15 protein-coding genes are annotated in these 15,811 nt (G+C 42.0%); all 15 read left to right on the forward strand.

Annotation, left to right across the window (positions count from 1 at the left end; genetic code table 11):
* The first annotated feature begins 36 nt into the window (after positions 1 to 36).
* The 15 genes from GVN20_RS03735 to GVN20_RS03805 all read left to right on the forward strand — a co-directional run bounded on the left by GVN20_RS03735 (position 37) and on the right by GVN20_RS03805 (position 15,808).
* Positions 37 to 1,335 carry a DUF418 domain-containing protein gene (locus GVN20_RS03735; RefSeq protein ID WP_166557019.1) on the forward strand — a complete coding sequence of 433 codons (1,299 nt, stop codon included), beginning with the start codon at positions 37 to 39 and terminating at the stop codon, positions 1,333 to 1,335.
* Positions 1,336 to 1,386: 51 nt separating this feature from the next.
* A complete protein-coding gene (locus tag GVN20_RS03740) occupies positions 1,387 to 2,295 on the forward strand; it encodes a catechol 1,2-dioxygenase (protein WP_166557020.1) in 909 nt (302 codons plus the stop codon).
* Positions 2,295 to 2,645: a hypothetical protein gene (locus GVN20_RS03745; RefSeq protein ID WP_166557021.1), complete on the forward strand. Its 351-nt coding sequence runs from the start codon at positions 2,295 to 2,297 to the stop codon at positions 2,643 to 2,645. The genes GVN20_RS03740 and GVN20_RS03745 overlap by 1 nt, the downstream gene beginning before the upstream one ends.
* Positions 2,646 to 2,679: 34 nt before the next feature.
* On the forward strand, positions 2,680 to 3,795 hold the full coding sequence (locus tag GVN20_RS03750; protein WP_166557022.1) for a lipopolysaccharide assembly protein LapB: 1,116 nt from the start codon (positions 2,680 to 2,682) through the stop codon (positions 3,793 to 3,795).
* Between the two features lie 260 nt (positions 3,796 to 4,055).
* Positions 4,056 to 5,615 carry a hypothetical protein gene (locus tag GVN20_RS03755; protein WP_166557023.1) on the forward strand — a complete coding sequence of 520 codons (1,560 nt, stop codon included), beginning with the start codon at positions 4,056 to 4,058 and terminating at the stop codon, positions 5,613 to 5,615.
* A gap of 3 nt (positions 5,616 to 5,618) precedes the next feature.
* Positions 5,619 to 6,167: a YceI family protein gene (locus GVN20_RS03760; protein WP_166557024.1), complete on the forward strand. Its 549-nt coding sequence runs from the start codon at positions 5,619 to 5,621 to the stop codon at positions 6,165 to 6,167.
* 38 nt (positions 6,168 to 6,205) lie between these two features.
* Positions 6,206 to 6,721 (forward strand): nuclear transport factor 2 family protein, encoded by a 516-nt coding sequence (locus tag GVN20_RS03765; RefSeq protein ID WP_166557025.1) that lies wholly within the window; start codon positions 6,206 to 6,208, stop codon positions 6,719 to 6,721.
* 32 nt (positions 6,722 to 6,753) lie between these two features.
* Entirely contained in the window at positions 6,754 to 7,194 is a 441-nt protein-coding gene (locus tag GVN20_RS03770) for a WG repeat-containing protein (RefSeq protein ID WP_206023186.1), read from the forward strand.
* Between the two features lie 20 nt (positions 7,195 to 7,214).
* Positions 7,215 to 8,387, forward strand: coding sequence for a C45 family peptidase (locus tag GVN20_RS03775; protein WP_166557027.1), 1,173 nt, complete (start codon positions 7,215 to 7,217; stop codon positions 8,385 to 8,387).
* Between the two features lie 40 nt (positions 8,388 to 8,427).
* Entirely contained in the window at positions 8,428 to 9,138 is a 711-nt protein-coding gene (locus GVN20_RS03780; RefSeq protein WP_166557028.1) for a hypothetical protein, read from the forward strand.
* Positions 9,139 to 9,194: 56 nt separating this feature from the next.
* On the forward strand, positions 9,195 to 10,517 hold the full coding sequence (locus tag GVN20_RS03785) for an amidohydrolase (RefSeq protein ID WP_166557029.1): 1,323 nt from the start codon (positions 9,195 to 9,197) through the stop codon (positions 10,515 to 10,517).
* A gap of 9 nt (positions 10,518 to 10,526) precedes the next feature.
* Entirely contained in the window at positions 10,527 to 11,234 is a 708-nt protein-coding gene (locus GVN20_RS03790) for an START domain-containing protein (RefSeq protein ID WP_166557030.1), read from the forward strand.
* A 93-nt stretch (positions 11,235 to 11,327) separates the two neighbouring features.
* A complete protein-coding gene (locus tag GVN20_RS03795; RefSeq protein WP_166557031.1) occupies positions 11,328 to 12,134 on the forward strand; it encodes a hypothetical protein in 807 nt (268 codons plus the stop codon).
* A gap of 75 nt (positions 12,135 to 12,209) precedes the next feature.
* Entirely contained in the window at positions 12,210 to 13,550 is a 1,341-nt protein-coding gene (locus GVN20_RS03800; protein WP_166557032.1) for a Zn-dependent hydrolase, read from the forward strand.
* Between the two features lie 101 nt (positions 13,551 to 13,651).
* Positions 13,652 to 15,808, forward strand: coding sequence for a molybdopterin-dependent oxidoreductase (locus tag GVN20_RS03805; protein ID WP_166557033.1), 2,157 nt, complete (start codon positions 13,652 to 13,654; stop codon positions 15,806 to 15,808).
* Positions 15,809 to 15,811: the final 3 nt, after the last annotated feature.

Raw genomic sequence — 15,811 nt, forward strand, 5'->3', positions numbered from 1 at the left:
AAGTACCAATAACTTATACCAAAAACCTTAGTGCTTATGCAAACTCAAGAAACCCTACAACCTACTACCAAATCCGAACGGATTTTAGCAATGGACACCATCAGGGGTATTTCTCTCTTCGGTATTTTATTAATGAACATTATCGTTTTTGGGCTCTACAAAGCCTATTTTGACCCAACCAACAACGGTGGTGCCACGGGCTGGAACCTTACGGTTTGGTGGATGAATACGCTGTTTTTTGAAGGTACCATGCGAGGGATGTTTTCCATGTTATTTGGGGCAGGCATTCTATTATTTACTGGCCGTTCAGTTGAAAACACGTCAGGCACAGTCGTAACCGATCTCTTTTTCCGCCGATTGATGTGGATGGTGCTTTTTGGGGTTATCCATTGCTATTTGCTGTTGTGGGATGGAGATATACTCTATACTTATGGCATTGTGGGCATGTTTGCGTTTAGTTTTAGACATCTTGCACCCAAACATCTCATCATGGCATCGGCTATTATCTTAATCGTTGCGGCTGCTTTTAATGTAAAGGATTATTTCAAAATTAAAGATGCTTTTGGAAAGGTTACAATAGCCCAAACGAAGAAAACAACTGGGAGAAATCTCGTCAAAGAAGATTCTACTGCTATTGAAAAGTGGAATGCAATCCTAAAAGAAGAAAAAGCGACTCCCACACAAGTAAAGGAAGAAATGACTGCTCGAAGTAAAGGGTATTGGAGTATTGTGATGCACAAATTGCCTGTGAATCAATACATGGAGACGACGTTTCTATACTTTCTCAATTTTTGGGATACGCTGGCTATGATGCTGTGGGGCATGGCATTTTTCAAAATGGGAATTCTGAAAGCTGCCAAATCGAATCGGTTTTATTGGCTTATGGCATTGATGGGCTATGGTATCGGTATTACTATTAATTATTTTGAAGGGTCGCACATCGTATCCTCAAATTTTTCTATTCTGTCTATCTACAAAACCTTTATGACTTATAATCTGGGCAGAATCCCCACCACCTGCGGGCATATTGCCCTCATCATGCTATTTGTCAAATCAGGTTTTCTGCCTTTTCTACAAAAATCGTTGGCGGCAGTGGGGCAAATGGCCTTTACCAATTACATCACCCATTCTATTATTTGCAATTTCATATTCTTGGGTTATGGCTTTTCGATGTACGGCAAATTGCAGCGCTATGAGTTGTATTATATCGTTATCAGTATTTGGGTTTTTCAATTGATTGTTAGCCCGATATGGTTAAAGTACTTCCGTTTCGGCCCACTAGAATGGCTATGGCGAAGTTTGACGTATTGGCAAATGCAGCCGTTTAAAAGGTAAAAAATCTCTCAAAACTTTCTCCATTTTTTAACGATAAAACAATTGACAACAATGAAAAGAAGGATATTTTTGAAAACCTCGGCTTTATCAGCCATTGCGGTATCGGCTACTGGCTTTGTACGTTTAGAAGGCGACCGCTACGTGGGCGACTGCGAAACAACCTCCGATGTTTTAGGCCCATTTTACCGCCCCGACAGCCCAGTTCGGAGCAGCCTCGTCATTAAAGGCGAAAAAGGCGCCCCGATTGAATTATTCGGCAAAATCAAACACGACGATTGCATAACACCTTACAAAAACGCCAAAATAGAACTTTGGCATTGCGACGGCAACGGTGTATATGACAACGAATCGGCTGATTTTAAATATCGAGGCACGCTCTATTCTGATAATGAAGGTAATTACTCTTTCAAAACCATTTTGCCAGTTCCTTACGGTGAGGGCGACAACTACCGACCAGCGCATTTTCACCTGATGATTTCTGCCGAAGGTTATCAGCCATTAGTGACTCAACTTTATTTCACGGGCGACCCTTGGCTTGAAAAGGATAGTGGTTCGGCTTCTCCAACCGCCAAAAGAAGGATTCTGGAAGTCCAAAATCTGAAAGACGGAAGCAAAAAAGTATCTTTTGACATCAGTATGGCTAAAAAACTCGCCGCAGAACCTGCTGCACTTGACCGTTTGATTGGCATTTATGTGAATGAAAAAGATGCGAATAAAAAAACCGAACTTATCAAAAAAGACAAACAATTATGGATAAAAGGCGATAAAGCAAATGGTATGCCTTTCGGGATGAATTTAGAATACATCACTAACAACACTTTCACAATATCGGGGGTGCCACCCAAGTATCAATTATCTTTTGTTTTTGAAGTTATGCCCTCTGGTGAAGTAAAAATGATGGAAAATTTTACAAATGAGAAAGGAGAAAAAGAGACAACCGTATCGGTAAAAGGGAAGTGATGGAGAGAACTATCGGGTCGCCCACGCCCGATACTACCTCCAAAAATCAAAAGCTACAATCTTACTTTATACCATATAAGGTGCTGTATTTCATTGATTTATTCTTTCTTGTTCTTTTTGCCTCATGCCAAGAAAAAAAAGCCACATACACCCGAGGAAAACCGCTTCATGAAGGTACGTTGATTGGTACGTTGTCCATTGCACCAAAACCAATGGGGTTGCCACTCATATACACCACCCCGATAAAGACACAAATGGGCAAGTATGATGTCTATTTTTTCTGTAAAAACGACAAGGCTGCCACGGGGCGCGACTTGATGATGTTGAGTCAAGTAGGGTTTGAGAGGTGATAACTATTTTTCAACCAAAAAATCAATTTTAAAAATGAAAAAATTAATCATTTCTCTAATTGTTTTTATAGGCTGTTCAAGCCTATACACTTTTGCACAACAAAAGCCCTTGCCAAAAGGATTCCCATCTGAATGTCCTACTAATCTACCTAAGTTGACAAATGAGGTGAATGTCTCCCCACAACGAATGCGTTCTGATTCTTTGATTGAAACAAGGAAAAAATATTTACCCCTTACTAAAGAGAGTGTTGGGAAAATAATTGAAATACTTGAAAGCGCCATAGCCGCAGATACAACCAATGACAGGGCCTACTATACATTGAGTGACATTTACGGTTCAGCACCGAGATTTGCAGGTATGCAAAAGAAAATGGGAAGTGAAAAATCGTTGGAATATTTCTTTAAAGCCTTTTCTTTAAATCCTCACAGTGTTACGGGACTCAGAGGAATAGCAGAGGGGAAAATAGCATTACAGAACGACTATACCTGTGCAAGAGAAATTCTGGAGCGAATTTTAAAAGTAGACACTAAAAATGCGTGGATAAGATTTGAATATGCCATCTTATTGGCAGCGCAAAACAATTTTACCGAAGCTTATAAAGTAAGAGAAAAAGCCCTTGCCGATGCCGACAGTGTAACAAGACGAAGCATCCTTTACAACTCCACACGTATGCGTTTTATGGCACATGATTACGATTGGGTTATTAATTATAGCGATAGTCTTATTGCCCGTAATCCTGGCGGTGCAGTTCTTCATTTTTATAAAGGGCTTGCATTGGCAGAGCTTGGAAAGTTCGACAAAGCTTTGGAAGAAAGTAAAATTGCCACACCATCGCTACAAGGTGATGCGGGTGGTGTAGGCCATCTTGCCCGTGCCTATGTTCAGGCCGGTGACATTGAAAATGGAAAAAAGGCACTTCAAGAATTATTAGACAGGTTTGGAAGAGGTGAACATGTGGTGAAATATCAAATAGCTGGAGTCTATGAAGCACTTGGTGATTTCGACAACACGTTTATGTGGCTCAACAGAGTTGTGGAAGATGGCGATGGTATTCATGGTTGGTTGCTTTGGCTCAACCATGACCCTCGTTGGCAACGTATCAGAAGTGATGAAAGATTTAAGGAACTTACAAATAAAGCTGGCTTGTGACAAGCATCAATAATTAAAAGGCTACCCGTCTCCGCAAGTCTTGAATGAAATGGGGACTTGGTGTTTTTGTCACAACGACCAAGCAACCACCGTCCCCTCAGCATTTTCGCTATTTTTCAATCAAAAAACCAATTTCAACAATGAAAAAAAATATCTTTTTTCTGACAACCCTACTTCTTACTTTTTTAACAATCACCAAAACGATTGCACAATCCTCAGCGAAGTGATTTCTCAATTTTTAAGAATAAACCCCTTCTACAATGAAAAGAAGAACACTTTTAAGAAGTACGGCCCTATCAGTTATTGCTATAAGTACTACTTTTAGCATTGGATTTCAACTGAAATCAGCCTCTTTTGACATTCCGAAAACTTGGGATATAGCTGAAATTACCAAGTTTATGCTTCCCCCAACGGATGCGGCGGTATCAGTTACACCCATTTCAGAGGAGTATTATTACAAACTTCCCGAGAGAAAAATTTTTAAAAGCTACCCCATACTTTTAACAGATGATACGGAGGCAAATCGAAAATATATAGATTCGCTAAAATCGCTTGACCCTGTTGATATATTTCAAAACGAACCCAAAACGGAACAAGACCTAATTCGATTAGGTGAAGAAGTGTTTAGTGCACCATTAGCCACGTTTGACTATTCAGATAATTTTCTTGCGGAGCTTAAAGCATCTATCCAAAATGCCGAAATTCCTATTTCTAAAAAAACATTTCCGTATTATTCCTACGTGGTTGATGAAAAATCAAAAATTAAGGTTGGCGTTTTTTCATGTGCCATGTGCCACACTCGGGTAATGCCAGATGGTACAACTATAAAGGGGGCACAAGGAAATTTTCCGTTGGATAAAATAGATGGATTTGGTGCTGAAAACGCATTAAAATCATTGCCTAAGGAAAAGTTGAAAGAATTTGATGAAGGAATGAGAGCTGGCAGGAATATGTTGCAAAAAGCACCTTGGGTTAGTCATTCTTCTCAAACTGAACTTGATACCATTAGTGCAGCCAGAATTATCGCTTACTTAAAAGCAATCCCATCGGGTGTAATGATAAGGCATGGTTCAAATTATAATCAGCCAACAAATATTCCTGACTTAATCGGCATCAAAGACAGGAAATATCTTGATTATACGGGATTGATGATGCACCGCAATATTGGCGATATAATGCGGTATGCAGCATTTAACCAATTATTGGATATGCTCAATAGTTATAATGGTTATATACCCGCCGCTACTGATTTCAAGACCTTACCCGAAGTTGGCAAGGCACCGTTTTTAGGATGCTCTGACCGCTATTCTGAAATGCAATTATATGCTTTGGGGAAATATTTGTATTCATTAAAAGCACCTAAAAACCCAAATTCATTTCCGCCAGATTTGGTTAAAAAAGGTGAATTGGTTTTTAAACGGGAAGGATGTGTTACCTGCCACACACCACCACTCTATACAAACAATAAATTAACACCCGTTGATGGTTTTACCCCCCCTGCAAGTCATTATAAATCATACGACATTTTTGATGTTTCAGTCGAAACCAATCCTGAATTAGCCTTATATACAAGGCGTGGTACAGGATATTACAAAGTTCCTTCACTATTAGGCGTTTGGTATCGCAGTCCATTTGGGCATAGTGGCAATGTAGCGACTTTGGAAGATTGGCTCGACAAACGAAGACTTGACGATGATTATGTTCCTACTGGATTTAAACCCGCCTTCGCCAAAACAATGGCAATAAAAGGACATGAATTTGGAATGGATATCACAAAAGAGGAAAAAACAGCATTGATAGCATTTCTTAAAACGCTTTAAAAGATGAAATTTAAATTAATAATCGGCTACATAGCGCTTTTTACCCTCGCATCAAACTGGGTTTTTGGTCAAGATTCTTGGAAAATTGATTCCACCCGCCTTGTCTTTTACATTTCAAACGCAGGTCTTGACGTAGAGGGTAGCATGACAGGAATAACTGCCCAAATCAAATTCTCAAAAAACAAATTAGACAGAAGTTTTTTTGTGGCTGAAGCCAAGCCCGAAACCCTACACACTGGCATCAAACTGCGGGACAAACATTTGAAAAAAGCGGATTATTTTGACATTGAGAAATACCCAACCATCAAAATCGAAAGCAAAAAAATAATACAATCAAAAAACGGTTTTGATGCCTATTGCGCCATTACACTCAAAGGACAAATGAAAGAAATTGTGATACCATTTATGTTCAAACAAACCAACCGCAAAGCAGAATTCAAGGGAACATTTTCGCTGAATCGCTTGGACTTTGGTTTGGGTGAAAAAAGCATTGTCTTATCTGATACCGTTAAAATTGACATTTGGGCTGGTACAAGTCGGGGTACTAATTGATAGCACTTCATTTTTTAAACCAATAAAATCAAATATTTATGAAAAGCAAGGCCTTCTTTCCAACCGTTATTTTTCTTGCCTGTATAGCAACCACAAAAGTGATAGGCCAAACTAATACAGACGCTCTGCGAATAGCCGAAATAGACAAGAGCTATTGGAAGGAAATATCCCGAACGGTAAAAGAAGGTGATTTTGAGGGCTACAAAGCTACTTGCCACGAGAATGCCGTCTTGGTGACTACCTCAGGAAAAAATAAGTATTCAGTACCTATGACGGCTGCATTGGCTGGGTGGAAACAGGGTTTTCTTGATACCAAAAACGGGAAGCAGATGGATAACGTTCAGTTTCGTTTTTCACAAAGAATAGGTGGTGAAACTACGGCACACGAAACAGGCATTTTCTATTTCACCTCCCACGATAGCACGGGCAAGCTCATTGCCGAGAGTTATACACATTTAGAAGCATTGCTGGTAAAGCGAGATGGCAAGTGGGTATGTTTGATGGAATACCAAAAATCTAAGGCTACCAAAGAAGAATGGGATGCTTTGAAGTAATCATTTTCCTTTTCAAAATAATAAATCAATTTATGAAAACAACACTTCATCACATCCTATTATCGCTACTTGTTGGGGTATTACTCACAGGTGCCGCTTGTACTTCAACCACCGACAAGGAAGAAAAGCAGACCGTCACCGATTCATTGGTGATGGAGCAAGTCAGCGATGGCAAATGGGTCATCATGAACAGCAAAAAAATGGCACTCTACGCAGTCTTTGTTTATGACAACGGCCCCGATTATGCTGCCGATGGACTAATAAGAGTGGTAAAAAATGGCAAGATCGGCTATGCCGATGCCAAAACGTACGAAATCGTCATAGAGCCACAGTTCGATTGTGCCTACCCTTTCGAAAACGGCAAAGCCAAAGTCAGTACCAAGTGCCAAACCGTCAAAGAAGGCGAATACAGCGTTTGGAAGAGCGATACTTGGCAGTATGTAGATAAAAACGGAAAATTTCAAATAAAATGACTACCCAAAAACTAATCAAAATGAAAACCAACCTAATTATTTTACTCCTTGTCGCGTACTCTATGGGGGTATTGGGTCAAACTCCATCCTCAACAAGAGAAATCAGGGAAGTCAAGCTTTCGGGTAGTGGCTACGAGTTGGGCTTGCAACATGGCAAACTTCTGAAAAAAGAAATCGGTGAGCTCTTGGTGAAAATGAAAAAGAAAACTGCTCATAACCTGAAAAAAGATGCTGACCAGGTCATCAAAGAGTTTACAGCCTACGCTCAATTTACCGACGACATCAAAAAATACACGCCCGAATTGTACGAAGAAGTCCGAGGCATTGCCGATGGCTCAGGCCAATCTTTTAACGACATCATGGTTTTCAATCTGTTAGACGAATTTTGGGTCTATCTTAACGATATCTCAAAACACCATTGCAGCGGCATGGGCATACCATCCATCAAAGGAAGCACGAGCTACATTGCCCAAAATATGGACATTGAGAGCTATACAGAAGGATATCAAATGGTGATGCGGTTGGAAAGAACGCCCGATCGCCCCGAACAGTTTATTCTGACGCATCCAGGAGCCATTGCCCTCAATGGTATGAACGAAATGGGCATTGGGGCTTGCATGAATACGCTTATGGAACTCAAAGCCTCCAACAAAGGATTGCCAGTAGCTTTTATCGTGCGGCATATTCTTAACTCAACTGATAAAAAAGACATACTAAATTTCATTCAAACGGTTCCGCACGCATCGGGGCAAAATTACATTATTGGTATCAAAGGCGAAGTATTTGATTTTGAGGCCTCTGCCAATAAAGTCGTTAGGTTTGACCCAAAAAACACCAACGGAACAGTCTATCATACCAACCACCCCATTGTGAATGACGACGTAAAACCTTGGTTTGAAAAATTCAATCCCAAAGCAGATGTAAAACCCATTCAATCAAACAGTTACATTCGTTTGGCGGCTGTTCAAAAAAGGATTGGCGAAGCCACAAACATTGAAGACAGTCTCATCAAAGAAACCCTGCGGTCAAAAGACGATGCGAAAAACCCTGTTTGTGTTTCACTCTCATTGGGCCGAGGCGGCTTTACGTTCGGTTCGGTGATTATGACTTTGACAGGTACACCTTTTTTGCAAGTTACCGCAGGTTCACCCGATGCTTCGGAGTATAAAAGAATGGAGTTTAGCAAGAAGTAATTGTCAGGTGGAAACAACTGACTGCATTTCCAACAAAGCAATGCAACAACCCAAAACAATTCAGTCCATCAATACCAAAGCTATCATTGTTTGCATGGTATTGCTGTTTATTACCCTACAAATAGGTTTTCATCCATTCTATATTAAGTATTTTCCAAAGTTTGAAAAATTCACTTGGCTGCATCACATCCACGGGGCTTTGATGGCTTCTTGGATTATTCTATTGGTAGTTCAACCTATTTTGATTCATAAAAAGCGATTTGCTGCACATCGGTTTTTGGGGAAATTATCATACATCACTGCTCCATTAATGGTTGTTTCGATGTTTTTGATACTAAAACTTTCTTACCACAAGAACTTGCCAAACAGCTCAATTGAAAAAGAAATAGCAGGTCAAGCTTCTACCATCATGCAATTATTGAGCTTCCTCGTTTTATATGCTCTTGCCATTATTTACAGGAAACATACTTTTTATCATGTCCGTTTTATGATTGGAACGGCACTGCTGATGATTACACCCACTTTGGGCAGGATATTTTATGGATACTTTGCCGCCGAAATCATGTACGAAATGTATTTGACTTTACTTATTGCATCTAATTTATTGGTCGTTGACATCAGGAAAAAATTGGATTGGAAACCTAATGCGATTGTTGCTGGGGTACTTTTTTCCTTTGTGTCTGTGTATCATGCTCGCAATACAGATGTATGGCAAACCTTTGGGCGATTATGGGTGGATACGTTTTACTGATTAGATATTCCCTCCCTATTTTCTCAATTTTTTCAATCAATAAATCAATTTTAAAAATGAAAACCAGACAAACTACCCTCATATTTATCGCATTACTCAATCTATTTTCTTTTCAGCTTTTGGCCCAAAAGAGCAATTACAGCGAACTCATTGCTAATAATGCTGCTAAAATAGAACTAAAAGTAATTGCTTGGCGGCACGACATTCATCAAAATCCCGAATTGGGAAACCGAGAGTTTCGTACGGCCGAACTCATAGCCAAACATTTACAATCGTTGGGTATTGACTTAAAAACAAAAGTGGGTGTTACTGGTGTAGTAGGTATTTTAAAAGGCGATAAACCAGGCCCTGTGATTGCATTGAGAGCGGACATGGATGCGTTGCCCGTAGAAGAAACAAACGATTTGCCCTTTGCTTCCAAAGTAAAAACCATGTACAACGGCAAAGAAACCAGCGTAATGCACGCCTGCGGGCACGATGCCCACGTGGCGATATTGATGGGCGTTGCCGAAGTATTGGCAAGCATGAAAAAAGAGTTGAAAGGCACAATCAAATTCATCTTTCAACCCGCCGAAGAAGGCGCACCAAAAGGTGAAGAAGGTGGGGCTGATTTGATGGTAAAAGAAGGCGTACTGGAAAATCCAAAAGTGGAGGCAATTTTTGGGTTGCATATCAACTCCCAATTGGAAGTTGGAAGCCTTTCCTATCGTCCTGCTGGATTTATGGCGGGAGCTTCTGATTTTAAAATTACGGTAAAAGGCAAACCCAGTCATGGGGCTTATCCCTGGCTATCGGTCGATCCGATTCTTGTTTCTGCCCAAATCATTACCAGCCTTCAACAAATAGTGAGCCGAAATGTAAATCTGACAGAAAATGCCGCAGTCGTAACGATCGGGTCCATAAATGGAGGAAATCGTTCTAACATTATTCCCAACCAAGTAGAGATGATGGGTACGGTGAGGACTTTAAGCAATGAAGATGAAAGTTTGATTTATAGCCGTATTAAGCAAATTGCCGAAAAAACAGCCGAAGCAGCCGGGGCAACGGCCGTCGTTGAGGTTCCCTATACGATTCGTTATCCCGTTACTTTTAACAATCCAGTACTTACCAAAGCGATGTTGCCTTCCTTGCAAAAATCGGCAGGTGTAGAAAACGTCCTCCTCATTCCAGCCGTTACGGGCTCAGAAGATTTTTCATTTTATGCCCAAAAAGTGCCGGGCTTATTTTTTCGTTTAGGGGGCATGTCCAAAGGTAAAAACCCAAAAACCGCAGGACCACATCATACACCTGAATTTATGGTTGATGATACTGCCTTTAAATTAGGCGTGATTACCTTCTGCAATTTGGTGTTTGATTATGCGGAATTGAGCAAAAAATAAAGATAGATTATGATAAACCTAAAAGATTGGCAATTGAATAAGGGAAAATGGTTGGATACCGACCTGGCCTTGATGACTTCTAACGAAGGCTGGAAAGAAAGAAGCCACAAGAAAGGCATCAGCATTTGGCAACGACCTTTTGTAGATGATAAAAACGACCTGTTCAGGTGGCGGTTGCCTTGTGTAGCAGCCCCACACGACGAAGTATTTGATGTGTTTACCAATAAAATGATTGATTATCACCACTATTGGACCGCCGAATACACAGGCGGTTATGTGGTAAAAGAGATAGATGAAAACACCCAAATTATCTATCAACAATTCAACCCCAACGTTCCGTTTATTTCAAAACGAGACCTGTTGTATATTCAATGGTCAAGAAAAATAGATGATAAAACGATTCAGACCAGTTTTCGGTCAATCGTGTTGGATGATTTTCCTGTGCCAGATGGTTTTGAAAGAATTGATTGGTGGGGCGGGCATTTGTTTGAAGCCAATGCAGATGGCACCAGCCAACTGGTACTCATTGACCGAGAAAATCAAGGAGGGCGTTTTCCCGCATTTATGATGAATCTCATTATGCCAAATTACCTCACGCATCAGTTTGAAAGTATTGTCAAATTCTTTGAAAAAGGAGGAATGGAAGCCCATAAAAAATTGCCTGATTCCAAGAATACAGCATTGAAAAACAGAGAGCAAACGTCAGCTAGGTTTTAAACCCGCAATTGAATTGCTCGCCGACGTTAATTCGAATACAATTCAACAATAGATTATTGTAAATCAAACGATTGTAAATTATTTTTTATCGCGATGGAATTAATTAAATGGCTTGCCAACTACTCAACAATTATCAACCAAATTTGGGTTTTTACCCTTATTGCCACGGTTGTGCTGTATGTTTTATGTAATGTATTGCCCGACCGCATTGTCGGTCAATTTTTGCCGCTGCACAATGTTTTTAAGCCCCAAACCAACGTAGATTTAGACTATCAATCCATCGGTTACGCCCTGCTGCACACCACTTGGGCCACCAAAATTACCCATTCCACCATCATTGTTGAGGCAGTTTTATGGTTCGTCGTTTTTGAAAGCTGGCATTGGAGTATTCCTTTTATTGCCTTATTCTTAATTCTGATTCAGTCGGTATTGATTGGCGACAAAAGATTTGGACTTTTCTTCCTACTAATGGGGGTTGCGACCTATGGAAGTGCAATGTATGTCATTCAATTTCTGGGCATTGCCAACGCCGTTTTGCTCGCTAAAGTAGTCTTGATGTTGGGCGGCCTGATGCGAATGTTGAGCCACTCGGCAGAACTCGTTCCACCGCTTTTGATTAACCAGACGGACCAATTTGAAAAACTAACGGCTAAAAATATCAATTGGAGGGTTTTGCTTGCTTCGCCCATTGGCTACATTGGCGAGTTTGGCAGTAGCTTGCCCAATCGTATTTTACCCATTCAGGTGAATTACATTTACCAAACTGTTTTTGGAGTCAAACCCGAAACGACATTGCCTTGGACAGACGTTGAAACATCTGCCCAAAAAGTATTGCTTGGGGGTTATACGAAGTTAAATTCATTGCGAAGTTACTACGATAGCGTGGTAAAAAGTGAGTAAACAAATGGTAGTGCTTTTGGGTCTTGACGTCCAAAGTCTTTGTCACATTTTTCTCAAACATACATTTACCAAAAAATGAAACAAATATTACTCAGCCTTTCACCCCTTATTTTATTAATTATCAGTAGTTTGTCTTATTCGACAATGGGTCAGACCACGCCCAAACATGATGGCCGCTTAACCAATTTGAAGGTAAACGAACAGCGAATTTTAAGTCGCATTAATGAATTGGCAAAGATTGGTCGAGACGAAAAAGGCCGTGGCTACCGAGTGGCCTATAGCCAAGGTGATGTAGAAGGGCGGGCTTGGTTTATCGGCTTAATGAAAAAAGCTGGCCTTGAAGTAAGCATTGACGCAGGAGGAAACATCATTGGCAAACGCAAAGGAAAAAATCCATCACTCAAACCCATTGCTTTTGGTTCGCACATTGACATGGTGCCCGACGGGGGCAATTACGACGGAACGTTGGGCTCAATAACCGCCCTCGAAGTCATTGAAGTTCTGAACGAAAACAAAATCACCACCGACCACCCCCTCGAAGTGCTGATTTTTCAGAATGAAGAAGGAGGCTTGGTTGGAAGCAGGGCCATGACTGGAAATCTACCCAAAGAGATTTTGTCCCAAAAGAGTACCAGTGGCTTAACCTTCGGAGAAGGTATCAAAGCGCTGGGAGGGAATCCCGATAAATTGAGTGAAGCCATTCGAAAAAAAGGGGATCTGGCCGCTTTTCTTGAAATCCACATTGAGCAGAGCAAAGTTTTAGAAACCCGTAAGATTGATGTGGCGATCGTAGAAGGGATAGTCGGCATTAGTGATTGGGACATTACCGTTACAGGAATGGCCAACCATGCTGGAAGTACGCCTATGAACGACCGACAAGATGCTCTCATTGCGGCTTCCAAGTTGGTTCTGGCCGTCAACGAAGTGGTCAATAGCTATGAAGGTGCGCAAGTAGGCAGTGTGGGAAAAATGTCTGTGCTGCCGGGGGCGCCTAATGTCATCCCCGGGAAAGTCACCATGAGCCTGCAAATGCGGGATTTATCCCAAGAGAAAGTCATGAAAATGTTTGCCGACATTGAAAAATGTGCCAGTCAAATTGCCAAAGAAACCCGTACCGAAATCGTATTTGAGCACCTCAGAAGTTCAATGTCAACCATAGCCAGCCAGGAAATTCAGGAGAAGATGATGGCGACGGCAAAATCCTTGGGGCTTTCCTACATCAAAATGCAAAGCGGAGCAGGCCATGACACGCAGGAAATGGGAAAATTAGGGCCCGTCGGTCTCCTTTTTATTCCCAGCAAAGACGGCATCAGCCACAATCCCATAGAGTATTCCTCTCCCTCCGAAATGGCAAAAGGAGCCAATGTAATACTGCACACGGTGATGTTGTTGGATGGAAATATCCAAAAGCCCTAAAAATAGAGTGCTGTCGGAACTGGGCGCCCCTGCTTTTCCGCCCGACAGTATTTTATGAATATTTTGCATTCGTCATCGTACCTTGCTAAACCCCTACAAATATGACTATCTCCAAAGAAATAACCCGCCGTAACTTCATTGGAATCAGTACACAAGGAGCCGTTGGCCTTAGTTTGATGCCCCTCATTGCTTCTTCTTGTTCGGATGCCAACGCTGCCAAAACGGTCCATGGAGCTTGTTGTTTAGACTGCCCCGACTCGTGCAGTTGGCAGGTGACCGTTGCCAACAACCAAATCACCGATTTTAAAGCTCCTGCCGAGCATCCTTTTACGGCGGGAAAACTCTGCGACAAAATGGCCAATTATCCCACCGACGTCACCTACTCTCCCAACCGATTGCTTCATCCTTTGAAAAGAATTGGTAAAAAAGGTGAAGGAAAGTTTGAGGAAATAACGTGGGAAAAAGCGATTGCGGAAATCAACGCCCAACTGCAAATAATCATCAAAGAAAAGGGCGGAGAGGCAATTCTGCCGTTTAGTTACGGAGGCAACGAAGGCAAAGTACAAATCGGCGCGGGGGATAATTTCTTTTCCTATATCGGGGCTACTCAATTGGAACGAAGCATCTGCGGTGGAGCCGTGGAAGCAGGCATCATGGCGACCAACGGCCAAACCACGGGCGTATTACCCGAAGACATCATTCATGGCCGATACCTTGTTTTGTGGGGCACAAACCCCGTTCATTCCAATCAACATTTATGGACGATTATTGAAAAAGCCCGCGCAAAAGGTGCAAAGTTGGTGGTCATTGACCCGTTTCAATCGCAAACTGCCATGCAGGCCGATTGGCACATTCAACCGCTGCCAGGCACCGATACCGCATTGGCGTTGGGGCTGATTTACGTTATTTTAAACGAAAAACTGCAAGACCAAGAATATATTGATAAGTACACCACAGGAATTGCTGAATTGACCAAGCACGTAGAACAGTATTCACCCCAAGCCGTGGCTCAAATAACGGGTCTCAACGAAGCAGACATCACCCAATTAGCCCGCGAATACGCCAAAGGAAGTCCAGCGCTCATCAGGGTCTTGATTGGCCTTGAGCACCAAGCCAACGGGGCCAGTGCCGCCCGGGCCATTGCCATGCTGCCCGCCCTCACGGGAGCTTGGAAACAGTTGGGCGGTGGGCTGATGAACATGACTTATGAACTTTTTGGCGATGCCCTCAACTACCAACTTCTTGATACACCCGAAGAACTGAAAAACAAAAAAAACAGAAAAATAAACATGGTGCAGCTGGGTAAAGCCCTAACTAGTAAAGACTTAAACCCCGCCATTCATGCCTTTTTTGTGTTTAACTCAAATCCCGCCGTCACCATGCCTAATCAAAACTTGGTGGTAAAGGGTTTAGAAAGAGAAGATTTATTGACGATCGTCTTGGAACACTTTTTGACCGACACGGCTCGCTATGCCGACTACGTATTTCCAGCCACCACAGCCCTCGAAAATTGGGATCTATTGACCTCCTACGGAACGCCTTACCTGACTTTCAACGAACCCGCCATCGAACCTTTGGGACAATCAAAACCCAACACCGAGTTTTTTAGACTGCTCTCCAAAGCAATGGGTTTCACGGAAAAGTACCTGTATCATACAGATTTGGACATCGTGAAAAGCCTTTTGGACAGCGACAAGCCCTACTTGAAAGGAATCACGTTTGAATCGCTCCGAAAAACAGGATGGGCCAAATTGAATATACCCGAAAAATGGATGCCCCACACCGAAGGTAATTTTGGCAAACCAGGCGGCAAATGCAAGCTGTACGATGCTGGCCAAAATCCACCCATTGCCGACTATGTTCCTTTTGCGTATTCGGCAGAAGATTTGGCACAATACCCGTTGCATTTATTGACCGTCAAATCCACCAAAAATTTCTTGAACAGCACCCGTGCTAACCACGAAAAACACACTAAAAAGGAGGGGAGGCCCTATTTGGACATCCACGAAGCTGATGCCAAACTGCGCAACATCGCGGATGGCGACGAACTCAAAGTTTTCAACCAAAGAGGCGAAGTGTACCTGACCGCCCGCATCAAAAACAAAGTGATAAAAGGCGTAGTTTGTATGCCCCAAGGTTTTTGGTCGTCGTTGATGAAAGGCGGCTCATCGGCCAACGCCCTCACGCACGACCTACTGACCGATATGGGCGGAAGCGCCGCCCTCCAAGAAGCCCGAGTAGAGGTGGTGAAGGTTTGAAAA

Source organism: Runella sp. CRIBMP (assembly GCF_009905605.1).
Taxonomy (GTDB): Bacteria; Bacteroidota; Bacteroidia; order Cytophagales; family Spirosomataceae; genus Runella.